Raw genomic sequence first — 24547 nt, 5'->3', positions numbered from 1 at the left:
AAACACCGTACGGTCGCGCCGCCCGCGGCCGCTTCATTCGATGGCTACAACCATCCGCGACGTCGCCCGCGCGGCCAGCGTGTCGATCGGCACCGTCTCACGCGCCCTGAAGAATCAGCCCGGCCTTTCCGAGGCCACTCGCGAACGCGTGATCGAAGCGGCGCGGCAGCTCGGCTACGACGCCGCCCAGTTGCGTCCGCGCATCCGCCGTCTGACTTTTTTGCTGCATCGTCAGCACAACAACTTCGCCGTCAGCCCGTTCTTCTCGCACGTGCTGCACGGCGTGGAAGACGCGTGCCGCGAACGCGGGATTGTTCCTTCCGTGCTGACTGCCGGTCCGACCGAAGACGTGATCCAGCAGATGCGCCTGCATGCGCCGGATGCGGTGGCGATCGCCGGTTTCGTCGAGCCTGAAACGCTGACCACGCTGGTGGCAATGCAACGTCCGCTCGTGCTGATCGATCTGTGGGCGCCTGGCCTGCGCTCGGTGAATCTCGACAACGCCGCGGGCGCCACGCTCGCCATGCGGCATCTGTTCGAACAGCAGCGCAAGCGCGTCGCGTTCATCGGCGGCTCGCTCGCACACTTCAGCATTGCCCAGCGCGCGCTCGGTTACAGGCGCGCGTTTTTCGAAGCGGGCTTGCTGTTCGACCCCTCACTTGAAGTCACGATCGACGCCGGCCTCGATCCCGCTAGCGGCGCGGCGCGCGCGATGCACCAGCTGCTCGACGCGCCCGGTCCGCGGCCCGACGCCGTGTTCGCCTACAACGACGCCGCGGCGCTCGCCGCGCTGCGCACGTGCCTGGTACGCGGCATCCGCGTCCCCGAGGAAATCGCGATCATCGGCTTCGACGACATTCCCGCCGCCGCTCATGCCACGCCGCCACTGTCGACCATTTCGGTCGACAAGGAAGCGCTTGGGCGGCGCGGCGTCGAGTTGCTGCTTGAAGATGCCCCCCTTGAACTCGAAGTCCACTTGCCCGTCCATCTCATTGCCCGTGCCAGTACTTTGGTAAAAACGCCATGACGCAATCCGATCTGCTTCACTCCGCCAATGGCGCCGCCGCGCCGCTCGTCGAGAGCTTCCGCAACCGCGACTTCCTGCTCTCGCATGTGCAGGACACGCTGAAGTTCTACGCGCCGAACGTGCTCGATCCGAGCGGCGGCTTCTTCCATTTTTTCCGCGATGACGGCTCCGTCTACGACAAGACCACGCGGCATCTGGTGAGCACCTGCCGCTACGTCTTCAACTATGCGATGGCCTATCGCCAGTTCGGCGATCCGCAGCATCTCGAGTACGCGCGCCGCGGTTTGCGCTTCCTGCGCGAAGCGCATTGGGACGCGGAACACCAGGGCTACGACTGGGAACTCGAATGGCGCGACGGCCGCAAACGCACGCTCGACGCAACGCGCCACTGCTACGGCCTCGCGTTCGTGCTGCTCGCGTATTCGCATGCGGCGATGGCCGGCATCGAGGAAGCGAAACCGATGATCGGCGCAACCTTCGAGTTGATGGAACACCGCTTCTGGGACGCCGCCGCCGGCCTCTACGCCGACGAGGCGACAGCCGACTGGCGCGTCAGTTCGTACCGCGGCCAGAACGCGAATATGCACACCACCGAAGCGCTGCTGGCCGCGCACGAGGCAACCGGGCATCTGGTCTATCTGGATCGCGCGGAACGGGTGGCGTCGAACATCACGCTGCGCCAGGCGAAGCTCTCGCAGGGTCTCGTGTGGGAGCACTTTCACGCGGACTGGTCGGTCGATTGGCATTACAACGAGGAAGACAGCTCTAACATCTTCCGTCCGTGGGGCTTCCAGCCCGGCCATCAGACCGAGTGGGCCAAGCTGCTGCTGATTCTGGAGCGCTTTCGTCCGTTGCCGTGGCTGCTGCCGCGCGCCATCGAGCTATTCGACGCGGCCATGACGCATGCCTGGGACGAAGATCACGGCGGCCTCTATTACGGCTTCGGCCCGGACGGCACCGTGTGCGACCACGACAAGTATTTCTGGGTTCAGGCGGAGACGTTCGCGACCGCCGCGCTACTCGGCAAGCGCACCGGCAACGAGCGTTTCTGGGACTGGTACGACGAGATCTGGCGCTACAGCTGGGCGCATTTCGTCGATCACAAGTATGGCGCGTGGTACCGCATTCTCACCTGCGACAACCGTAAGTACAGCGACGAAAAGAGTCCCGCCGGCAAGACCGACTATCACACGATGGGCGCGTGCTACGAGGTGCTGGCGCACGCACTGCCTGACGGCGCGGCCGCTGGGTCCGAATCCGCGGAGTAAGCACAATGAGCAACCTGAACGCGAACACTGAATTCCCCCACTTCGTCTCCGCCGGCGACATCCTCACCGATCTCGTGCGGACCGGCGCCTCACAATGGCTCTCGCGCCCCGGCGGCGCCGGCTGGAACGTCGCGCGCTGCGTGGCGCGCCTTGGTTTGCCTACGGCGAGCGCCGGCTCGCTAGGCATCGATAACTTCTCGGACGACCTGTGGAACGCGAGCATTGCGGCAGGGCTCGACATGCGCTTCATGCAGCGCGTGGAGCGGCCACCTCTGCTGGCAATCGTCCATCAGACGCATCCGCCTGCGTACTTTTTCATGGGTGAAAATGGCGCCGACCTGGCTTTCGATCCGGCGCGCCTGCCGGCGGGCTGGATGGAGCAGGTGAAGTGGGCGCATTTCGGTTGCATCAGCCTCGTGCGTCAGCCGCTCGGCGACACGCTGGCCGCGTTGGCGGCCGAGTTGCGTTCGCGCGGCGTGAAGATCAGTTTCGATCCGAATTACCGGAACCTGATGGAACACGGATACGAGCCCACATTGCGGAAAATGGCCGCGCTGGCCGACCTGATCAAGGTGTCGGACGAGGATTTGCGGATGCTGTTCAAGACGGACGACGAGGCCGGCGCGCTTGCGCAGTTGCGGGCCATGAATCCAGCCGCCACCGTGCTGGTGACACGCGGACCGGAGACGTCCATGTTGATCGACGGCGCCACAGTGGTGGAAGCCCAGCCGCCTCGGGTCGAAGTGGTCGATACCGTGGGTGCCGGGGATGCGTCGATTGGCGGGCTGCTGTTCAGCCTGATGACCGCGCCGCAGCGGGCATGGCCGGAGCATCTTGCCTTTTCGTTGGCAGCAGGCGCCGCCGCTTGCCGCCACGCCGGCGCGCATGCGCCTTCTTTGGACGAGGTGGTGGCGCTGCTGTAGCTTTTTTGCCTTGTGCGGCGCGTATGGTGGCAGATGGGGTGGCAGATGCAGTGACAGATGCAGTAGTACACGCCGGCTGCAGAAATCGAGCGCCGTGCAGGCGAAAAACCGAACCGCGATCATCGTGCTAGGATGAAAAGACCCTTCCTTTTGGAAGAAGGAGCGTTGCCATGGAGGACATCACCTACACCAAAGGCATCTACACGGCCACCGCGTCGATAAGAGAAGTACAAAGCGACACGTGGCAGGGCCTCGTCACCCTTTCCCGCGACGAAGGCGAAGCCAGCGCCGACCAGGAGACCACGGTCTACGAGGTCGACGCCACGTCGTCCACGCCGGAGGAAGCGCTCGAGGAAGCCAAAGCCCTCGCCCACCGCATCCTCGGGGAAATCGAACTCTAGGCAACCCGGCGCCGCGCCCATCGCACGGCGCCTTTTCGCGAATCAACCGGCTGGAGGCGAACATGGCTGAACAGCTCTTCCTCTACGGCGTGTACTCGATTCACGTCCGCCCTCTCGAACTCAGCGGTGCGCGCTGGGACGCGGAATATGAAATCCGGCATCGCGAGAAAGCCGTCAAGTCGTGGACCACCGTGGGCGGTGACAACGGCTACGCGGATGAAACCGAAGCCATCGCCGCAGCGCACCAGCAAGCCGTCGACGACATCGAACACGGCGCCGGCATTCCGAAGCCGCGAGCCTTTCCGTAGACTCACTCGCCGCGGGCGTGTTGAGCGCCGGGCAGCGCCACCTCCACCGCCCCTGCAGCGCGCGGAAAATCACCCGCCGCGCGCTAACCGGCGTGCTACGCTTTGCGCGTTTTCCATCTTCACGAGCACGCGATGGCGACTGACTCACCCGACCGTCTTTCCAGCATCGGCGACGACGAAACGCCTGCGCCGAGACGTCGCGCGCGCGGCAGCCGGGAAATGCGCCTGGACGATCGCGTCGTGGTCGCGCACGGCATGCCCACGCCGCTCTGGCAGGATCTCTACCACCGCGCCCTGGTCGTGCGCTGGCCGACGTTTTTTGTCTCGCTCGCGGTTTTGTTCCTGCTGCTCAATACCGTGTTCGCGTCGCTCTACATGCTCGGCACCGCGCCGATCGCCAATCAGTTCCCAGCGGGTTTCGGCGGCGCATTTTTCTTCAGCGTCGAAACGCTCGCGACGGTCGGTTATGGCGACATGCATCCGCAAACCGTCTACGCGCATTGGATCGCGACCCTGGAGATCTTTGTCGGCATGTCCAGTATCGCGTTGGCGACGGGGCTGATCTTCGCGCGCTTTTCACGCCCGCACGCCAAGATCATGTTCGCCCGCTACGCGATCGTGCGGCCGCTCGAAGGCCGCATGACGCTGGTGGTGCGTGCGGCCAACGCGCGTCAGAACGTTATCGCCGAGGCGCGGGCGAACCTGCGCCTCATGCGGCTGGAGACCACGATCGAAGGCTTTACATTGCGCAAGCTCTACGACCTGACGCTGGTGCGCAATCAGCACCCGGTTTTCAAACTGGGCTGGAGCCTGATGCACGTCATCGACGAAAGCAGTCCGCTATTCGGCGAAACAGCCGAAACGTTGAAAGGCCGCGAGGCGTCGCTTTGGCTCACGCTCGAGGGTGTCGACGAATCGACCTCGCAGACCATGCAGGCGCGTCACATGTGGTCTTGCGAGCAGATCCGCTGGCAGCACAAGTACGTCGACATCATGCATGAGGAAAACGGCGTGAGTCACATCGACTACTCGCATTTCAACGACGTCGTGCCGCTCGACCCGGTGCCTGTTGCCGCGCCGGTGGCGAAGGCTCCTGCATCGTAAGCCGCGCAGCCTCGGCGAAATTGCTTCCGTCAGAACTTGTGGCGAATCCCCACCACGCCCGCCACCTGAATGCTCGAGCTCGACGGATTGCTGATCCCTTCAATCGCTGCCACCGTATTCGACGACGAGCGCTGATAGATCGCGTTCACATACAAATCCGTACGCTTGGACAGGTAATACTGCACGCCCGCGCTGGTTTGCAGGTAATGCACGCTCGGCTTCGCGCTTTGCGTCGTATTGACCTGCGTGTACGTTTCGCCGATTGCGAACATCACGGCCGGCGTGAAGCGATAACGGAAACTGCCTTCGTAGTTGTTGAAACGCTGTGACGCACCGGTTTGCAGATTGAACAGCGAGGTGGTGTACAGCATGCCGAACGTCGCATTGCCGAAGTCGTACGTACCGGCCGCGCCCCAGATCTGCTGTTTCGTGATGCCCTTCAGGAAGGTGAAGTAGTTGTCCGACGGAATCGCGCCGCTCGGATCGAGCGCCGGGTTATCGAGCACCACGTACGCGACACCCAGATGCAACGGGCCCTGCGCATACGTGCCGCCGACGCTCCAGCTGCGGTTCGCCGCGAAGTTGGTCGCGTTGGAGAAACCGTACATCGCATTGCCCTGAAAGCCCGCGAAAGTCGGCGTCACGTACTTCACCGAATTGTCGGTGCGAAACGAGTTGTTCAGGTCGTCGGTGTCGAACGGATGCAGCGCGTACTGCGTTAGCGACGTGCTCGCGCCAATCTGCAACGGCGCCAGCGAATCCTGTGCGGCGTTGTACTGGCGGCCCATCGTAAAAGTCCCCCAGCGCTGGTTCGACAATCCCACCCACGCCTGACGGCCGAACATGCGGCCATTTGCGCTCGCGGTGCCGGTCTCGATGTTGAAGCCGTTCTCCAGCTTGAAGATCGCCGTGGTGCCGCCGCCCAGATCCTCCGTGCCCACCATGCCCCAGCGCGTGCCCTGTTCGTTGCCGCCGGTCGCCTGCCAGGTCGTGCTGCCTTTCTGGTTGCTCGTGTAGGTGATGCCTGAGTCGACGATGCCGTACAGCGTCACGCTCGACTGCGCCATGGCCTTGCCTCCCGACACTACGAGCACCGCACCGATCGCCGTGCCTGTAAGCGCCATCGCCAAACCTTTGCTGTTCATCTGCGTTTCCTTGTTATGAGTGTGTGAACCGGTCTTGTCGAAGCCGGTCGCTTATTGCCTGCTTGCCTCGATCATTTTGTTTTATTTAATAAAACAACGTATCGTTTATTATTCGAAATGCAAAATTGCTTGGTCAAGGCGTCGCAGAAATACTGGTTTGCCCGCATTGACGGCATGACGCACCGCTGGGGGTTTTACTGAGTAACACAGCGCAAATCCTTGACCGGCAAGGATTTAAAAATTGACGATCCGGATAGCAAGGCTTTCGACGAGTGACTTGACCGGCAATAAGGTTCGTCGTTAAATATTGATATGCTGTTTTATTTAATAAAACACACAAGCCGCTGACTCAAGCCACGACGATCTTCAAAGCGCGTCGGCCACCCGAAAGGAATTTGTTTTGACGCCCGATAGCAACACTCTTGCCGCGCCGGCAGACGCGCCGTTCTTTATCGCGAAACCCACTGCGGCTGCGTTACCGATCCTGTTCGATTCGCCGCACAGTGGCATCGCGCTGCCGGCCGACTTCGGCACGTCCGCGCCGGCCGCCGCGATTCGCAGTTCGTGGGACGCATTCGTCGACGAACTGTGGGCCGGCGTGCCCGAGCAAGGCGGCGTGCTGATCGGCGCACATTTCCCGCGCGCCTATATCGACCCGAACCGGGCGATCACCGACATCGACGTGCAATTGCTCGCCGAGCCGTGGCCCGAACCGCTCGCCCCGGAGAAGTACACGTTGCGCGGCATGGGTCTGATCCGCCGCGACGCACTGCCGAATGTGCCGATGTACGACCGCAAACTGTCGATCGCCGAAGTACGGCATCGCATCGACACGTACTACCTGCCCTATCGCGCGGCGCTCAGCGCCGCCGCCGAGCGTGCTTACGCGCAGCACGGTGCGCTGTGGCACGTCGACTGTCATTCGATGAAATCACGCGGCAACGAGATGAACGTCGACGCCGGCGCGGCGCGCCCCGACTTTGTTATCAGCGACCGTCGCGGCACCACCGCGGACCCGGCCTTCACACAATGGGTGGCGGACTATTTCAGCGGCACTGGCTATCGCGTTCAGATCAACGAGCCATATCAGGGCGGCGATCTGCTCACCGCCGTCAGCGATCCCGCGCGGCACAGACACAGCATCCAGATCGAACTGAATCGCGGGCTGTACATGGACGAAGCCGCGTTCGTCAAAAACGCCGGCTTCGACACGCTCAAGCGCAACCTCGACGCTTTCGCCGCCGCGCTCGCCGACTATGTCCGCGCCCAACTTGCCGCGCCCCGTACGGCGCAATGACGCAACGAATGAAGGAACAACCGTGAACTACATCGTCGATTCCGTCGACAGCGCGCTCAAGCTGCTAAGCCACGTGGCCGAACATCCAGGCCTCGGCGTCACCGAGCTCGCCAATCAACTCGGCATCAACAAATCGCGCGCTTATCGCATGCTGTGCACGCTCGAATTGCATCGCTTCGTGGTGCAGGACACGCGTGCCTCAACCTACGCGCTGGGTCCGCAGGCCTTCGTGATCGGCGTCGCGGCCGCGCAGCAGAACACGCTGGTGCGCTCGGCGCAAAAACACATGCTCGCGCTCAACCAGGCAATCAACGAGAACGTCGTGCTGCGCGTGCGCGAAGGGCTCGAAACCGTATGCGTCGCACGTTGCGAAAGCACGCACGAGATGCGCACCATCGGCGCGGTGGGCAACCGGCGTGCGCTCAACAGCGGCGCGTCCGGCAAGATCCTGCTCGCGTTCGCGCCGGACGCCGTCAAGACCGAATACTTCGCGCGCCTGAAAAAGCTGCCGCAGTCACCGGACCTGATGAAGCTCGTCGACGAACTCGATGCGATCGCGCGCAAAGGCTATGCGGTCAGCGTGGGCGAAGTGACGGCCGGCGCGGTGGCGATTTCGGTGCCGGTGCGCGACGTCACCGGAGAAGCGGTGGCCGCGGTCAGTGTGTCAGGGCCGGAAATGCGCATTAGCCGGATCGAGATTCCCGATTACCTCGAACGCCTGCAAGCGTGCAGCCGCACCATCTCCGCCGAACTCGGCTACACCGCGCCGCAAATGAACCCGCTGCCGGCATGACAGGAATCCATCCATGACCACGCTCGCCCCACCCGCGGCCCCCACCGCCGACGACGACCAACCGCCTGGCAGCCATCCCGGCAGCGGCAGCGAAGAGAAGAAGCCGCACGGCAAGATGCTGCATCCGGTGGTGATGATGATCTGGGTCGTACTCGCCGCCGTGGCGATGACCTATCTGATCGACGCCGGCCGCTTCGAGCGTCACGACAAGCTGGTGGTGCCGGGCACCTATCAGGTGGTGCCGAAGAGTCACAGCCTCGCCACGCTGGTCGCGCCGGGCGTCAGCAAAAGCACGCCCGAACAGGCCGCGCCGGCGAGCCTGGTGTCGGCGTTCGTCGTGGTGCCCAATGGCCTCATCAAGAACGCACCGCTGATTTTCATGGTGATGTTCGTCGGCGGCATGTTCGGCGTGATGCGCAAGACCGGCGTCGTGGACGCGGGAATCGACCGGCTCCTGCAACTCACCGCGGGCAACATCTATGTGCTGGCGCCACTGCTGATGGTGCTGATCGGCTTGGGCAGCACCTTGCTCGGGTTCATCTCCGAATACCTCGTGATCATTCCGATGGTGATGGTGCTGGCGCGGCGGCTCGGTTTGTCGAACCTGTTCGCGGTCGGGCTGGTCGCGATTGCCGCGAAGGTCGGCTATATCGCCTCGGTGACCAATCCGCTGTCGCTCGCCGTCGCGCAGCCGATCGTCGGCGTGCCGCTCTTCAGCGGCATCGCGATGCGCATCGGCGTGTTCGTTGTGTTCCTGACGCTGGGCATTCTGTATCTGCTGGCCCACGTGCGTTTGAGCGGCTACCGGCTGGCTGTCGCACGTCAAAGCGTCGATCAGCATCCGCAAGCAAAGCTGTCGGGGCGCCACAAAGCGACGCTGATCGTGCTAACCGTCGCCGCTGCAATGCTCGTGATCGGCACGCGTGAACTGCATTGGGGCAACGTGGAGTTGTCCGCGTTCTACGTGTTCATCAGTATCGTGACGGCGGCCGTGGGCAGGCTCGATTCGCGCAGTGCGGCCGATGCTTTCGTCGACGGCATGAAGGGGATGATTCTCGCCGGCCTGCTGATCGGGCTCGCGGCATCCGTCGAACTGATTCTGCAAAATAGTCTCGTTCTCGACACGCTGATCGAGCATTTCACGCGACTCGCGCGCGGCCAATCCGCGGTATGGGTGGCGAACGGCCTGATGGCCGTGCAGATGGTGCTCGACGTGTTCATTCCGTCCGTGTCCGGCAAGGCCGCGGTCAGCATGCCGATCATCGGGCCGATTGCGCAGTTGTCCGGTGTCAGTGGCCAGACCTCGGTACTCGCCTTCGTGTTGGGCGGCGGTTTGACGAATATGGTCACGCCGACCTCGGGAATGCTGCTCGCGTATCTCGCCACCGCGCGGGTCGGCTTCGGTCAGTGGATCAGGTTCATCCTGCCCTTGTTCGTGGTGCTGCTGTTGCTCTCGGGCGGCGCACTGGCGTTGGCCGTCTGGACTGGGTACTGAACCTCAGGCCAGCCGCATTGAACGGTATTCGCCCTCCGGCCGCGAAACGGCCGGCTGGGCGCGCGCCAATGCCGATTTCACCGTCACGCGACACACCAGGGCATACCCGAACCCTTCCGTCGCGTGGCAGATCCATCTCAAAACTTCATTAAAAAGCGCGACCCGTCGCGCTGTTTCGCTGAACGCGTCGCCAAGTAGAAAAAATTCACTCCAATCGGCGCTAAAAAATAGAGTCTCTTTCGCCGCATCACCTTTTGTGGTCCCCACCCACGGCGCGCGGATGCAAAAAATGGAGACTCACCCATGACCGCTCGCCTGCCCATCGACGGCACGCCCGCTCTCGCCGACTACAAGCTGTCCGACAACCTCACCGCCACGCGCGGCCGGATTTTCCTGACCGGTACCCAGGCGCTGGTGCGACTTGCGCTGATGCAGCGCGCCGCTGACCGCGCACACGGCATGAACACCGCCGGTTTCATCAGCGGCTATCGCGGCTCGCCGCTCGGCATGGTCGACCAGCAGTTGTGGAAAGCAAAGAAACTGCTCACGGCGAGTGATATTCGCTTTTTGCCGGCGATCAACGAAGAACTTGGCGGCACCGCCGTGCTCGGCACGCAGCGGGTGGAATCGGACCCGGAGCGCACCGTCGAAGGCGTATTCGCGATGTGGTACGGCAAGGGCCCGGGCGTGGATCGCGCGGGCGACGCGCTGAAGCACGGCAACGCGTACGGCTCGTCGCCGCACGGCGGCGTGCTGGTGGTGGCGGGCGACGACCACGGCTGCGTATCGTCGTCGATGCCGCATCAGAGCGACTTCGCGTTGATGGCATGGCATATGCCGGTGGTGAATCCGTCGAACATTGCCGACATGCTCGAGTTCGGCCTGTATGGCTGGGCGCTCTCCCGTTTCTCGGGTGCATGGGTCGGCTACAAGGCGATCTCGGAGACAGTCGAGTCCGGCTCGACGGTGGACCTCGATGCACTGACAACCGAATGGGCAACCCCACCGGATTTCGCGACACCTGCCGGCGGCCTGCATAACCGCTGGCCCGATCTGCCGAGCCTGACCATCGAATCGCGGATGCACGCGAAGCTCGACGCGGTTCGTCATTTTGCGCGCACCAATAGCATCGACAAATGGATTGCGCCGAGTCCGCATGCGAACGTGGGCATCGTCACCTGCGGCAAGGCCCACCTCGACCTGATGGAAACGCTGCGCCGGCTCGATCTGACGGTGGCCGATCTGGAAGCGGCCGGCGTGCGGATCTACAAGGTCGGTTTGTCGTTCCCATTGGAGATGACGCGCATCGACGCGTTCGTGTCCGGTCTGTCTGAAGTGCTGGTGATCGAAGAGAAGGGTCCGGTCATCGAGCAGCAGATCAAAGACTATCTGTACAACCGCACGCAAGGCACGCGGCCGATTGTGGTCGGCAAGAACGCCCAAGACGGCACGTTGCTGCTGTCGTCGCTGGGTGAATTGCGGCCGTCGCGCATTCTGCCGGTGTTCGCGAACTGGCTCGCGAAGCACAAGCCGGCGCTCGATCGTCGCGAGCGTGTGGTCGATCTGGTCGCGCCGCAAATTCTTTCGAATGCTGCGGATAGCGTCAAACGTACGCCGTATTTCTGCTCGGGCTGCCCGCACAACACATCGACCAAAGTGCCTGAAGGTTCAATCGCGCATGCGGGGATCGGCTGTCACTTCATGGCGTCGTGGATGGAACGCGACACCACCGGCCTGATTCAGATGGGCGGTGAAGGTGTGGATTGGGCTTCGCACTCGATGTTCACGAAAACGCGCCACGTGTTCCAGAACCTCGGCGACGGCACCTACTTTCACTCGGGCATTCTCGCGATTCGCCAGGCGGTGGCCGCGAAAGCCACCATCACGTACAAGATTCTCTATAACGACGCGGTCGCGATGACGGGCGGCCAACCGGTCGACGGCAGCATCTCCGTGCCGCAGATCGCGCGTCAGGTGGAAGCCGAAGGCGTGTCGCGTTTCGTCGTGGTCAGCGACGAGCCGGAGAAATACGACGGTCATCACGACCAGTTCCCGAAAGGCACGACGTTCCACCATCGCAGCGAAATGGATACCGTGCAGCGCGAATTGCGCGACACCGACGGCGTAACCGTGCTGATCTACGACCAGACCTGTGCGGCGGAAAAAAGGCGTCGCAGGAAAAAAGGCGAGTTTCCCGATCCGGATAAACGTCTTTTCATCAACGAGGAAGTCTGCGAAGGCTGCGGCGATTGCGGCGTGCAATCGAACTGTCTGTCGGTCGAACCGGTTGAGACCGCGTTGGGACGCAAGCGCCGCATCGATCAATCGTCGTGCAACAAGGACTATTCCTGCGTGAACGGTTTCTGCCCGAGCTTCGTCACGGTGGAAGGCGGCAAGTTGAAGAAAGCCGCGGGCGCCGCGTTCGATCCGGTCGCGCTCGCTGCACGCGTCGACGCGTTGCCGATTCCCGCGACGCATCTCGATGCCGCGCCGTACGACATCCTGGTGACGGGCGTTGGCGGCACCGGCGTCGTGACGGTCGGCGCATTGATCAGCATGGCTGCGCATCTGGAAGGCAAGAGCGCGTCGGTGCTCGACTTCATGGGCTTCGCGCAAAAGGGCGGCTCGGTGCTGTCGTTCGTGCGCTTCGCCGCACGCGACGAGTGGCTCAACCAGGTGCGTATCGACACGCAACAGGCCGACGTGCTGCTCGCCTGCGACATGGTGGTGGGCGCGAGCGCGGATGCCCTGCAAACGGTGCGTCATGGCCGCACGCGCATCGTCGTCAACACGCACGCCATTCCGAATGCGACCTTCGTGCAGAACCCGGACGCGACACTGCATGCCGATGCATTGATCGACAAGATGCACCACGCCGCGGGTGAAGAGCGCATGTCGGCGTGCGACGCTCAGGCGCTCGCCACGCGTTTCCTCGGCGACACGATTGGCGCGAACATTCTGATGCTCGGTTATGCCTGGCAACTCGGTTTAGTGCCGGTGTCGTTCGCCGCGATGATGCGCGCGATCGAATTGAACAACGTCGCGGTGCAGATGAATCAACTGGCGTTTTCGATCGGGCGTGTGGCTGCGGAAGATCCGGCTGCGCTGGAATCGCTGTGGCAAGCACGGCACCTGGCGAAGCATGCGGTACGCGTCGATACGCTCGACGAACTGATCGCGCATCGCGAGAGCCGTCTGCAAACGTACGGTGGCGCGAGCTATGTGAAGCGCTATCGCGCGCTGGTCGATGCCGCGCGCCGTGCCGAAACCGCTGTCGATGCAAAGAGCGAGCGCCTCGCGCGTGCTGTGGCGACAACGTTCTATCGCCTGCTTGCGGTTAAGGACGAATACGAAGTCGCGCGTCTGCATACGGATGCGGCTTTCCGTGAAGCACTGGAAGCGCAATTCGAAGGCGTGGCGGGCAAGGACTTCGGCATCAAGTTCAACCTCGCGCCGCCGACGCTCACGCGTGCACAGCCAGGCGTCAATCCGACCAAGAAGACCTTCGGTCAATGGATGTGGCCGGTGCTCGGCGTGATGGCGAAATTCAGCAGTTTGCGCGGCACAATGCTCGATCCGTTCGGCCGTACGCTGGAGCGCAAGATGGAACGCGAACTTGCCGACGACTATGAAACCACGTTGCAACGCGCGCTCTCGAAGCTCAACGCGAACAATCTCGAAGACGTTGCAAAGCTCGCTGATCTGCATGCGCGTGTACGGGGTTACGGTCACGTGAAGCTGGCAAATCTGGCGGGCGTGAAGCGCGGCGAGCGCGATCTCGCGGCGCGCTTGCAGATCGAAGCGGCGACCAGCGCGTCGGTGAAGAAGTCGTTGGACGAGGTAAAGGGTGCCGGTCAGTTGCGCGGCATTCCGGTGGTTGTCGCGAAGTAGTTCTTTCGCTCTGTACGATGAAAAATGCCGCTTCGAGTTGAACCTCGAAGCGGCATTTTTTTGCTTGCTGGATTGGTGACGCGTCGCATCTCGTAGCGTTGATTGTCTGCCGGATCGTTTTGCTACGCGCTGCGTCCCAGAGCGCTGGCTATCTTCCTGACGAATCAGCTCTGCTTTGCGTCTAGTAGCGCTCTCACCTGCGCGACTTTCTCCGCATCGACGGGTGCAAGACCGTTGCCGCCAACTCGCACCCCCGAACCGAAGTGCACCGCCTGAACTTGCGTCGCGCTCACGAAACCTGCAACCGCGTCGATGGTCAAACCCGCGCCCGCCAGCACCGTGCAATGTGAGCCGGCCGCTTGCCGCACCAACTCACGCACGATCGACTCCGCTTGCAATACCGAAGGTTTGCCGCCCGAGGTCAGCACATTCGTCACGGCATCGAAACCGAGCAGCACGTCGAGCGCTTTTTGCAGATCACGCGTTTCGTCGAACGCGCGGTGGAACGTGATCGCCAGGCCATCTGCCGCATCGATTGCGCGCGCGAGACCTTCACGGTCGACCTCACCGTCTGCCGTCAGCATGCCGATCACCACACCGTTCGCGCCGGCCGCTTTGACCGCACGCACGTCGCGCAGCATGACGGCGTAGTCGTCGGCGTCGTACACGAACGAGCGGCTATGCGGACGTACGATCACGTTGACCGGCGCGGGTGCCGACACGGCAACCACCGCTTCGATCAGGCCAAGACTCGGTGTCAAACCGCCCTCGCCCATCGCGGTGACGAGTTCAAGCCGGTCCGCTCCCGCCTGAAGGCCAAGCCGGGCGTCGGCAACGGTCGTGGCGATGACTTCGAGTAGAACAGACATAAGCGTGGCTGAGGGTCGTTAAAAACGACATGATCGCAGAACCGCCGCTCGCCCTGCCAATCTGAACCACGAGCGCCGCTACTCACCGTTCCACTCTGAACTGCCAGTCTCCCTTCGCTCGCCCTCCCGAGCGCCCGATCAGAACCGCTATTCTTCGATCCAATCGATATCGCCACATAGCACGCAGGTCTGATCGCCAACGCGCGTGGCCATCGAAAGCGTCACGCATGGCAAGGCCTCATTGATCGACAGATACGGACGCGTCACATGCACGCGTTCCGGCGCATTGATCGCCGCACGGAAATACGGACGACGCAGCCAGTTCGCCCCTTGCGCGTCGGCCAGCGGCAGAAAGCGCGTTTCATGCGCCGCGCGATCGGCGCGCAACACGACATTGCGGCCCGCCTGCTTGCCCTTCGCGTCGAGCAGAAAACAGCGTGCCGCATGGTCGAGCGCAAGGAAATTCCAGCACACTTCCTCGAGCGGTTCGCCGGCGGCAAGCCGTTCCGCGGCGCGCTCGAAGGCCCGCAGGTACGGGGTAAGACGGCTCGCATTGCGGCGCTCGCGCGCTTCGGCCTGATCGCGATAGCGATCGGTGACTTCGCTGATGCAAGTCGCGGCGTGCGCCGCGTCGGCCGCGCCAGGATTCGGCCGGCCGAAGAAAAAACCCTGCACAAAGTCGGCGTCGCAGGCGAGCGCCATCTGCGCTTCATGTTCCGTTTCCACGCCTTCGATCAGCACCAGCTTGCCGGCTTCGTGCAGCAGCGCCACCAGCCCTGGCAGGATGGTCGCCATATCTGCACGATGCGCGGCATGCGACAGCATGATGCGGTCCAGCTTGACGATATCGGGATTCAATTGCCAGATCCGTTCGACATTCGAGTGCCCCGCACCGAAATCGTCGAGTGCGATCAGGAAGCCGCGCTCACGGAACTGGCGCACTGCGTCGACGAGACGCTCGAGATCTTCCGCCTGCTGTTCGAGCACTTCGAGCACGATCCGCCGCGGCGACAGATCGAGGCGCCGGAGGTTGGCCAGCAACGCGGCGGCGAGATACGGATCGGTGAGCGCGCCGGGATGAATGTTCAGGAACAGCCATTCGCGCTCGGCGCCGAGCACCTTGAAGTTCTCCAGATGCAGCGTCTGAGCGAGCCGGTCGACTTGCAACACGTCGCCCAGACGCGCTGCCTCGCCGAACACGTCAAGCGGCGACACCGGCCGGTCGAGCGCATCGTGCGCACGCAGCAAACCTTCGTAGCCAACCGCCCGCATATGCGAGAGGCTGAAAATCGGTTGAAACACGCTGGTCAGCGTCAGCTCGCCATGCTGCGCCGAAAAACGTTCGAGCCCCGATGTCACCTCGACATCGAAACCATGCGGCGCCGCGGCCGTCCTTTCCTGTTGCGCAATCGTCATGCAATCCTCTCATGCGAGAGCCGGGCCGGTCCGGACGCGGAAGCGAACAACCTCGGCACCGATTCCCAAAATGTGCGTCATCGATATTCCTTAAGCAAGCTCCATGCGCACGCTGGCGCACATTCGAACGAAATTTGCATAGTCGGCTGCACCGGCGCAAGGGACGATGCGCCGCTCACGGGCGTGGTGCGCACCGTTTAGGTGCATTGCGTTGATGAGATGCTCGCCGCCAACGCGCACGGGGACTTGCAGGACGAGTGCGCCCGGGATTTGCACGATGAGTGCACGGGGGCTTGCAGGGTTGACGAGGGCGTGTCGCATCGTCGGGCTAAACTTCGGCCTTACGCCTTACGCACGCCTCGTGGCCGGGTTGCGGCGACATCGCCAGGATTCGCCGGGGCAGCACCGCTATATCTCCAGAAATAGACCGATGGATATTGTCTTTACCGTACTGATTCTTTTGCTCGCCGTCTCCGCATCCGGCGTCGTTATCCGGATGCTGCCGATTGCGTTGCCATTGCCGCTCGTTCAGATCGCGATCGGCGCTTTGCTCGCGTGGCCGAGGCTCGGACTGCACGTCACCTTCGATCCGGAAATTTTCATGATGCTGTTTATTCCGCCGCTGCTGTTCGCGGATGGATGGCGCATTCCCAAGCGCGAATTATTCATGGCGCGCCGTTCGATTCTGATGCTGGCACTCGGCCTGGTTTTCATGACGGTGCTGGCCGTCGGCTACTTCGTGCATGCGCTGGTGCCGTCGATCTCGCTGCCGGTCGCCTTCGCGCTTGCTGCGGTGCTGTCGCCGACCGATGCGGTGGCGCTCAGCGGTATCGCCGGCAAGGGCAGGATTCCCGGGCGGCTGATGCATATCCTTGAAGGCGAGGCGTTGATGAACGACGCGTCGGGCCTGGTCGCGTTGAAGTTCGCGATTGCCGCGGCGCTGACCGGTGTGTTTTCGTTGCGCGACGCGTCGATCAGCTTCGTGATCATCGCGGTGGGGGGGCTGGCGACGGGAGCCGCGGTGAGTTGGGCGTTCAGCTTTGTATCGGCGCGCTTTCTGAGTCTTAACGAAGAGGGCGATCCGGCGCCGGGCGTCGTGATGACACTGCTGATTCCGTTTGCTGCGTATCTGATTGCCGAGCGTTTCGAATTGTCGGGCATTCTAGCTGCGGTCGCGGCCGGCATGATGATGAATTACGCGAGCATAGTGAACGTCGGGCCGGTGTCGTCGCGCGTGCGGGCGAGCAGTACGTGGACGATGATCGAGTTCGTCTTCAACGGCATGGTGTTCATTCTGCTGGGGCTGCAGTTCCCGCACATTCTTGGCCGTGCGCTGCTCGACGCGCACGAGACCAGCGACGCGCAGGTGGGTTTGCTGATTGGCTACATTGCTGCGGTGGCGGCGGCGCTGTACGCGATGCGCTTCGTGTGGGTATGGCTGTTGCGCTGGTTCGCGAGCCGCGGCGCGGCCAGGCACGGCGTGGCGAACGCCGTGCCTGGTTTGCGCACGGTGACCGTGACGACGGTGGCCGGCGTACGTGGCGCGGTGACGCTGGCGGGCGTGTTGTCGCTGCCTGAGGTGTTGCCTGGCGGCGCGCCGCTGCCGGGGCGGGATCTGGCGATTTTCATTGCGTCGGGGGTGATACTTTTATCGCTGCTGGTGGCGGTGGTGGCGTTGCCGCTGTTGTTGCGAGGTTGGCGGCGCGGCAAGGATCCGCACGCTGCGGAGGAGGCGATGGCACGCACGACGGCGGCACAGGCGGCGATCCGTGCTGTCGATGAGGTGCACGATACCGAGTGCGCGGATCTCGATGAGTCGGCATCCGCGTATGCCGCGGATGTCACCGCGAGGGTGATGGATGTGTATCGACGGCGGCTTGCGACGCTCGACGAGGAGCAGGAGCCACGGGAGATGGCGCGCCGCGCCGATGCGCTGGAGTTCCGGATGAAGTTGGCGGCTATGCGGGCGGAGAGGAAGGCGCTGCTTGCGCTGCGGAGTTCTCAGGAGATTAATGATGAGACTTTGAATAAGCTCATGCGGGAGGTGGATCTTGCTGAGACCGCACTTACTGTGCGGAGGAAATGAGGGTTTAGGTTTGGTTTTGGCCTTTGGCCTTTTCTTGCTGTGTTCGTGGTTTGGTCTTTGGGTCTGTTGTTGGGCTTTTGGCCTTTCCTTGCTTTGTTAGTGGTCTATTAGCGTTGCCCCTGTGCGGGGCGGCACCTACTTCTCTTTGCCGCCGCAAAGAGAAGTAGGCAAGAGAAAGCGGCCCAAACCGCTAATTCTTAAGCGGGTCCCCCGCGCAGTAGCGGTAGTGGTGCATCTGGAATCCGTGCCCCCGCACACTCCGCGCCGTTGACAAAGGGCTCATCAGCTCCCACTCCGCACTGCGTGCGTCGCGGACGGGTATGGCAGGGAAACCAAGGGCTCTGCTCGCGCAGCGGGAGCAAAAAAGTTGGAGAGTGGTTTTATGAACAGGGTATCGGCGCGCGCAGCGCCGCCGGAGGTATGACTCCTTTGTCACTGAGGCCGAATGTGCGAGGAGACAGATTCCAGATGCACCACTACCGCTACTGTGCGGGGGACCCGCTTAAGAATTAGCGGTTTGAGCCGCTTTCTCTTGCCTACTTCTCTTTGCGGCGGCAAAGAGAAGTAGGTGCCGCCCCGCACAGGGGCAACGCTAATAGACCACTAACACAGCAAGGAAAGGCCAAAGGCCACACAAGCACAACCAAACAAAAACCGCCGAACGGCCAAAACCAAAACCCAAAACCTTCAAGCCACCGGCCCTTGCGCCGGCTTCCTCCTCAAAAGAGCGTAAAGAATAATCGCCCCAAAGGTCGCAGTCCCAATCCCCCCCAACCCAAAACCGCCAAGCTTCAAAGAAAAATCCCCAGCCCCAAGCACAAGCGTCACCGCCGCGACAATCAGATTCCGATTGTCGGAAAAATCCACCTTATTGACGACCCAGATCCGTGCACCGGTCACGGCAATCAACCCAAACACAACAATCGACACTCCACCCAGAACAGGTCCGGGAATGGTCTGGATCACCGCGCCAAACTTCGGCGAGAACCCAAGCACAAGAGCAATCACCGCAGCAATCACAAACACCAGCGTCGAATAAATCTTGGTCACGGCCATCACGCCAATATTCTCGGCATACGTCGTCACCCCAGTGCCGCCGGCAAAACCCGACAGCATCGTCGCCAGTCCGTCGCCGAGAAATGCGCGGCCGACATAACGATCGAGGTTCTGCCCCGTCATCGCGCTCACCGCCTTGATGTGCCCAAGATTCTCAGCAACAAGAATCACCGCAATCGGTGCAAGCAAAGTCATCGCCCGCATGTCGAAAACCGGCGCAGTAAAGTGCGGCATCCCAAACCACGCTGCGTTCGCCACAATCGCGAAGTCGATCGGCTTACCCATGCCGAGGCCATTCGTGACGATCGCGTAAATCACATACGCCATCAGCAATCCCACCAGAATCAACAATCGCTGCAGCATGCCACGCGCAAACACCGCAACCGCGCCAACGCACAGCACCGTCACCAGCGCCATCCACGAATCGAAGTTGCTGCCGCTCACGCCATGCACCGCGATCGGCGCAAGATTCAACCCGATCACGCAGACGATCGCCCCAGTCACGACCGGCGGCATCAACGTTTCAATCCACTTCGTGCCGATCGCCGACACGATCAGACCAATGACCGCGTACACGGCCCCGCACGCAATGATCCCGCCCAACGCGACCGGAATGTTCAGGTTCGGACCGTGCCCGCCATACCCCGTCACGGCGATCACCAGACCGATGAACGCGAAACTCGAACCGAGATAGCTCGGTATGCGCCCACCCACCAGCACGAAGAACAGCAACGTGCCGATCCCCGACATGAAGATGCACAGATTCGGATCGAAGCCCATCAGCAACGGCGCAAGCACGGTCGAACCGAACATCGCGACAACGTGCTGAATGCCCATCGCCAACATCTGCGGCCACGCGAGCCGCTCGTCAGTGCCGACAATGCGGCCCTCGGCCGCGTTCGGCTGGACACGCCAGCGTGGGAAGTAAGAATCGGCCATGGTGGGGGTTCTCCTCTGTCGGCGTTATGGTGGACGGCGCCGGGATATGCGCCGTCGGTGAATTACGCGCGAGTGTACGGAGAGCAATCAGGCCTGGCAAGGGCGGCAAAATAGGCCAGTCCGGCGCGCGCATGGGCATGACGAACGCCACGATCGCGCGTGACGGACACGGCATGAAGACCGCGCCTCAGAAAATCATCACGTGAATCAGCCGTGCCGCGCGTCCAGCGAGAACACCGTGACCGCCGCCTGCAACTGCCTCGCCTGATCCGCCATCGACGCCGCCGCGGCCGCGGCCTGTTCGACCAGCGCAGCGTTCTGCTGGGTCACGTCGTCCATCTGCGCGACGGCGCGATTCACTTCCTCGATGCCGGTACTCTGCTCCTGCGACGCCGACGAAATCTCGCCCATGATGTCAGTCACGCGCTGCACCGCATGCGTGACTTCGGCCATCGTTCGACCGGCCCGCTCGGCCAGTTCGGCGCCGCTGCCCACGCGCGCCGTCGAGCTTTCGATCAGTTCCTTGATCTCTTTGGCCGACACCGCGCTGCGTTGCGCCAATGACCGCACTTCCCCCGCCACCACCGCAAAACCACGGCCCTGTTCGCCCGCGCGCGCCGCTTCGACCGCCGCGTTCAGCGCGAGAATATTGGTCTGGAACGCGATGCCTTCGATCACCGCAATGATGTCGGTCATGCGCTTCGAACCCGCCGCCAACTCGCGCATCGTTTCGACCACGTCGCCGACCAGGCTGCTGCCACGCGCCGCCACTTCCGAAGCACCATGCGCGACGCCCCCCGCCTGCTGCGCGTTCTCGGCATTCATCTTCACCGTCGACGTCAGTTCCTGCATGCTCGACGCGGTTTGCTGCAAGGCGGCCGCCTGCTCTTCGGTGCGTTGCGACAGGTCGGTGTTGCCCTGCGCGATCTCGCCCGAGGCCATCAGGATCGACTCGCTCGATTCGCTGATACCCGAGACGATGCCCGCCAGCCGCTCGCGCATGTTGCGCAGTGCGAACAGCATGCTGTCGGTGTCGCCCGCACGCGTGTCGACGCGCACGCTCAGGTCGCCATCGGCGATACGATTGGCGATGTGCATCGCGTAGTCGGGTTCGCCGCCGAGTTGACGCGCGAGCCGCCGCGCGATCACCGTCGCGAGCAAGGCGCCCGCCGCGATCGCGCTCAGCACCAGCGCAAGCATCACGATGCGCATGTGCCGATAATCCGCACTCGCCTCCTGTTGAGCTTCGGTGGCTTGCTGACGGCGATAGTCGATCAGCGCTGTAATGCGATCGCGCAGCGCCTCGCTCGACGCAATCGCGCGACGCACGAGTTCGTTGCTGTCGACGCCGGCCGGAATCGGTTCAAGCCCGATCTGCTGATGCACGATGCCTTCCCAGACGGCCGACTTGCGCAACACGTCGTCGAACATTTCCTGGCCCTTGCTGGTCGCGATCGTAGGGCGATACTGGTCATAGGCCGCGTGCATCTCCCTGAGCGATGCGACGATGCCGTCCTTCAACTTTTGACGACCGGCATCGTCGGCTGCATAGCCGAGGTTCGCGGCGGCAAGATCGGAATCGATCTTGTGGCGGTTCGCCTCTTCCATCCAGTAGAGGCCATTCATATGCTGGTCGCAGATGGCCTTGGTAATGTCATGCATCGACGACAGCGTCTTCAGCGAAGTCCCGCCGATCACGAGACAAAACCCGATCACAACGGCAAACGCCAACAGCAGTTTCCTGAATACGGTCATGCGGTCGAACCACTTCATCTCACCATCCTTCATAAGTCCTTGGGGGACATTCGCGCCTTCATGCCACCGCGAAACATTTCGCGTTTTTCCGGATACGTGGCGACGCTCTCACCTCTTTTACGGCGCCCATAACAGAGACTTGACACGATAAATGGCGGGAATAACCGAGACAGGATGATGTAAGCAATGACCGGCGCACGGGGCCGGATCGCTGCGCCATGCGCATCGCGCAGCGGGCTCGCGATTGGGATTTGTCTGATATATGGAAGGGGGCTCAACCCTTAGACTTTCTTTGCTGCGTTCGCCCCCATGAGCGCACGCGATGTTGTTGTAACTCTCCGACTTTCCGCTCACGCTCCCCAGCGTGAGCGGCTTTTTTTTGCCTGCATTTCGTCTGCACGTATCGTTAGCCATGCACCCATCCGTGCGCGTTCGAATCTACGGATGCCTGACGAATGCATCAGCGGCAAGACAGAGTGTGTGGTCACGCACATCCTCTGGCCACGCGGCGACGATATCGTCAAAACGCACCTGATCGTCGGCGTAGAGTGCGCGCGTGGCATCTTCGTAAGCAGGCAGATTGCCGGCGAGCGCGGTCATGAAGCGATACACCGCTTCTTGCGCCGCACGTTTGCGGTCCTTGTCTTCGCCCGCCAGCCGCGCCGCTTCAACCAGTTTGCGCAACGCAACCGAAGCGCCCCCCGATTGCCCGTTGAGCCAGTCCCAATGACGCGGCAGCAGCGTGACCTCCCTCGCCACCACACCAAGCTTGGGCCGGCCACGGCCACGCGGGGTGTCGTCTTCTCCCGCGTCGGCGGTTGGCGCGGACTGCCCGATGGGCGCCTGGCTTGCCAGCCGGGCAAGAATCTCCTCAGGCGTGCCGCGCAAATCAAATTCGACCGGGCGACTCGTGACGGTGTCGAAAATCAGCACAGGCGCCTGTTCGCCGCGCGCCAGCACCTCTCGCACAGCAAGCGCCACCTCGGGCGGTGTGCCCGAGGCGATACGGCGGTGCCCCTCGAAGGCGATGCAGATAGCAGGATGGGGGGTCATGACAAACTCCAGGAAAAATGAATTTGTCGAATTATACCCGGGTATAAATTAAACGCAATAATTTACCCGGGTAAAATCACTCCAAATCGCGCGCGCGATTTGGCATGCGCTAGTCAGCGCCGGCCTGCCGCTCGAACTCGACGTGCTCCGTCGACCGGCACACCGGTGAAATGACGCTGCCTCACCGCGCCGGTGACATCACGTCGCTGTGCCGATCCGCCCGCGCCGGAACCGGATAGCACAGCACGCGGTTACGGCCGGCGTCCTTGGCCTCGTAGAGCGCCTCGTCCGCGGCATCGACGAGCGCGCGGCTCGTCGCGAATACCTGGTTGCTGCTGCACGCAATGCCGACGCTGATGGTCAACACATGGTGCGAACTCGCGACATGGCGAAGCTCGAGCGCCTGAACCGCGGCGCGAATTTTCTCGGCGATACCCGCCGCTGCGGCTTCGTTTGTATCAGGCAGCAGCACAGCAAACTCTTCACCGCCGTAGCGCGCCGCAGTATCGCCCGGGCGCCGCACGTTCTGCCCGATGCAGCGTGCCACGGCAGTGAGCGCGTCATCGCCGGCCGAGTGACCGTATAGATCGTTGAAGCCTTTGAACGTGTCGACGTCGATCAGCAGCATCGACAACGGCCAGCCGTTACGTTGCGCGCGCCGCCACTCCTCCTCTGCGTGTTCCTCGAAAGTGCGGCGATTGTTCAGACCGGTCAGCCCGTCGGTGCGCGCCAGCACGCGCAGTTCTTCTTCGGCCGCGCGGCGCTGCCGCAGTTGCTGCGAGAACAGGATGGCGAGCGCAATGATCGCCACGTCGAGCGCCGCGATCAGCGTGCCGATGATCCACGCGCGCCGCCGCCACTCCACGTAGATATCGTGCGTGGAGAGCGCCACGTCGAGAATCAGCGGGTACATATCGATATGGCGGAACGCGTACCAGCGCTCGACACCGTCGATCGCCGCCGTGCCGAAGAAATCGCCGCTCGGCTCCTGGAGAAAGCGCGAATAGTTCGAGGTGCCGACCAGCCCCCGGCCAATGATGTTGGGATCGTATGGGCGCCGCATCAGCATCGTGCCGTCGCTCAGCATTAGCGCCATCGAACCGCCCGGGCCGAGATTCATGCCGGCGAACAGGTGCCTGAAGTACGTTAGCCGCATCGTGCCGACCACTACGCCGCCAAAGCTGCCGTCCGGCCGCGTGATGCGACGGCTCAGCGCGATACTCACGTCCTTGCCGGTCACCTTGGGCACAAACGGATGGCTGACATACAGCCCGACATTGGGCGAATCGCGCTGAACCTGAAAATAGTCGCGCTCGGCAAGATTGATTCGACGCGGAGGCGTGGATTGCGAATCGAAGATGATGTTGCCAGCGGGGTCGAGGACGAGAAGCGAACCGAGGTCTTTTGCGCTGGCAGCGCCGTCGAACAGCACCATCTGGCGGATCTTCGGCGGCAATTCCAGCACGCCGGGCTGTTTCAGGCCGTCGATGACGGCCCGCAGCGACAGGTCGTAGATCTCGAGATTGCGCGACACGTCGCGTTCGACCAGCAGCGAAACATTGAAGACGGAATCCTGCGCGCGGCGCAATGCGTCATCGCGCATCTGCGCCAATACCCACACCGCAATCGCGAGAATCGCGCTGGCCAGCACGATGCTGATAGCAATCACGATGTTGGGTCGGCGCGTCACCATGAGCTTTTCGTTCGAGCCTGCGCTGGCC

At 62.6% G+C, this 24547-nt stretch carries 19 protein-coding genes; 11 read left to right on the top strand and 8 right to left on the bottom strand.

The annotated features are described in order from the left end of the window. Window positions 1–40: 40 nt before the first annotated feature. From GH665_RS01040 to GH665_RS01015, 6 genes are all read left to right on the top strand, one after another. Entirely contained in the window at window positions 41–1027 is a 987-nt protein-coding gene (locus tag GH665_RS01040; protein WP_153134321.1) for a LacI family DNA-binding transcriptional regulator, read from the top strand. Beyond that, window positions 1024–2295, top strand: coding sequence for an AGE family epimerase/isomerase (locus tag GH665_RS01035; RefSeq protein ID WP_153134320.1), 1272 nt, complete (start codon window positions 1024–1026; stop codon window positions 2293–2295). Before GH665_RS01040 ends, GH665_RS01035 begins: the two co-directional genes overlap by 4 nt. Before the next feature lie 5 nt (window positions 2296–2300). Continuing rightward, window positions 2301–3218, top strand: a complete 918-nt coding sequence (locus GH665_RS01030) for a carbohydrate kinase family protein (protein ID WP_153134319.1) — start codon at window positions 2301–2303, stop codon at window positions 3216–3218. A gap of 170 nt (window positions 3219–3388) precedes the next feature. After that, complete coding sequence (locus GH665_RS01025) at window positions 3389–3619, top strand: hypothetical protein (RefSeq protein ID WP_120346735.1); 231 nt, start codon at window positions 3389–3391, stop codon at window positions 3617–3619. A gap of 62 nt (window positions 3620–3681) precedes the next feature. Further along, entirely contained in the window at window positions 3682–3927 is a 246-nt protein-coding gene (locus tag GH665_RS01020) for a hypothetical protein (protein ID WP_028198935.1), read from the top strand. A 132-nt stretch (window positions 3928–4059) separates the two neighbouring features. Next, entirely contained in the window at window positions 4060–5031 is a 972-nt protein-coding gene (locus GH665_RS01015) for an ion channel (protein WP_153134318.1), read from the top strand. Between the two features lie 29 nt (window positions 5032–5060). Here GH665_RS01015 and GH665_RS01010 read toward each other — a convergent pair whose 3' ends face one another. Continuing rightward, the gene (locus GH665_RS01010; RefSeq protein WP_153134317.1) at window positions 5061–6176 is read right to left on the bottom strand and encodes a porin; all 1116 of its coding nucleotides are present in this window, start codon (window positions 6174–6176) and stop codon (window positions 5061–5063) included. A 400-nt stretch (window positions 6177–6576) separates the two neighbouring features. Here GH665_RS01010 and GH665_RS01005 point away from each other — a divergent pair, with 400 nt between their 5' ends. The 3 genes from GH665_RS01005 to GH665_RS00995 are packed head-to-tail and all read left to right on the top strand — an operon-like array spanning window position 6577 to window position 9761. Then, window positions 6577–7473, top strand: coding sequence for an N-formylglutamate amidohydrolase (locus GH665_RS01005; protein WP_153134316.1), 897 nt, complete (start codon window positions 6577–6579; stop codon window positions 7471–7473). Window positions 7474–7495: 22 nt separating this feature from the next. Further along, entirely contained in the window at window positions 7496–8266 is a 771-nt protein-coding gene (locus GH665_RS01000) for an IclR family transcriptional regulator (RefSeq protein WP_153134315.1), read from the top strand. Window positions 8267–8279: 13 nt separating this feature from the next. Next, window positions 8280–9761 carry a YfcC family protein gene (locus GH665_RS00995; RefSeq protein WP_153134314.1) on the top strand — a complete coding sequence of 494 codons (1482 nt, stop codon included), beginning with the start codon at window positions 8280–8282 and terminating at the stop codon, window positions 9759–9761. A gap of 3 nt (window positions 9762–9764) precedes the next feature. Here the strand turns inward: GH665_RS00995 and GH665_RS00990 are convergent, their stop codons facing one another. After that, entirely contained in the window at window positions 9765–10028 is a 264-nt protein-coding gene (locus GH665_RS00990) for a hypothetical protein (protein WP_153134313.1), read from the bottom strand. 36 nt (window positions 10029–10064) lie between these two features. Here GH665_RS00990 and GH665_RS00985 point away from each other — a divergent pair, with 36 nt between their 5' ends. Beyond that, window positions 10065–13652 carry an indolepyruvate ferredoxin oxidoreductase family protein gene (locus tag GH665_RS00985; protein WP_153134312.1) on the top strand — a complete coding sequence of 1196 codons (3588 nt, stop codon included), beginning with the start codon at window positions 10065–10067 and terminating at the stop codon, window positions 13650–13652. 164 nt (window positions 13653–13816) lie between these two features. Here GH665_RS00985 and GH665_RS00980 read toward each other — a convergent pair whose 3' ends face one another. Both GH665_RS00980 and GH665_RS00975 read right to left on the bottom strand, forming a co-directional pair. Then, window positions 13817–14521, bottom strand: a complete 705-nt coding sequence (locus GH665_RS00980) for a copper homeostasis protein CutC (RefSeq protein WP_153134311.1) — start codon at window positions 14519–14521, stop codon at window positions 13817–13819. Window positions 14522–14668: 147 nt separating this feature from the next. Beyond that, on the bottom strand, window positions 14669–15937 hold the full coding sequence (locus GH665_RS00975; RefSeq protein WP_153134310.1) for a sensor domain-containing phosphodiesterase: 1269 nt from the start codon (window positions 15935–15937) through the stop codon (window positions 14669–14671). Window positions 15938–16367: 430 nt separating this feature from the next. On the opposite strand from GH665_RS00975, the gene GH665_RS00970 reads away from it, so the two are divergent. Beyond that, on the top strand, window positions 16368–18023 hold the full coding sequence (locus GH665_RS00970; protein ID WP_153134309.1) for a Na+/H+ antiporter: 1656 nt from the start codon (window positions 16368–16370) through the stop codon (window positions 18021–18023). Between the two features lie 687 nt (window positions 18024–18710). On the opposite strand, the gene GH665_RS00965 is transcribed toward GH665_RS00970, so the two are convergent. From GH665_RS00965 to GH665_RS00950, 4 genes are all read right to left on the bottom strand, one after another. Further along, window positions 18711–20018, bottom strand: coding sequence for a solute carrier family 23 protein (locus tag GH665_RS00965; RefSeq protein WP_153134308.1), 1308 nt, complete (start codon window positions 20016–20018; stop codon window positions 18711–18713). A 207-nt stretch (window positions 20019–20225) separates the two neighbouring features. Further along, on the bottom strand, window positions 20226–21791 hold the full coding sequence (locus tag GH665_RS00960; RefSeq protein WP_153134307.1) for a methyl-accepting chemotaxis protein: 1566 nt from the start codon (window positions 21789–21791) through the stop codon (window positions 20226–20228). 420 nt (window positions 21792–22211) lie between these two features. Continuing rightward, a complete protein-coding gene (locus tag GH665_RS00955) occupies window positions 22212–22826 on the bottom strand; it encodes a DUF2239 family protein (RefSeq protein WP_153134306.1) in 615 nt (204 codons plus the stop codon). Window positions 22827–23007: 181 nt separating this feature from the next. Beyond that, complete coding sequence (locus tag GH665_RS00950; protein ID WP_153134305.1) at window positions 23008–24519, bottom strand: sensor domain-containing diguanylate cyclase; 1512 nt, start codon at window positions 24517–24519, stop codon at window positions 23008–23010. Window positions 24520–24547 lie beyond the last annotated feature (28 nt).

The organism is Paraburkholderia agricolaris (assembly GCF_009455635.1).
Taxonomy (GTDB): domain Bacteria; phylum Pseudomonadota; class Gammaproteobacteria; order Burkholderiales; family Burkholderiaceae; genus Paraburkholderia; species Paraburkholderia agricolaris.
Note: the sequence above shows the minus strand (reverse complement) of the source record. Positions and strands in the feature narration are given on the sequence as shown.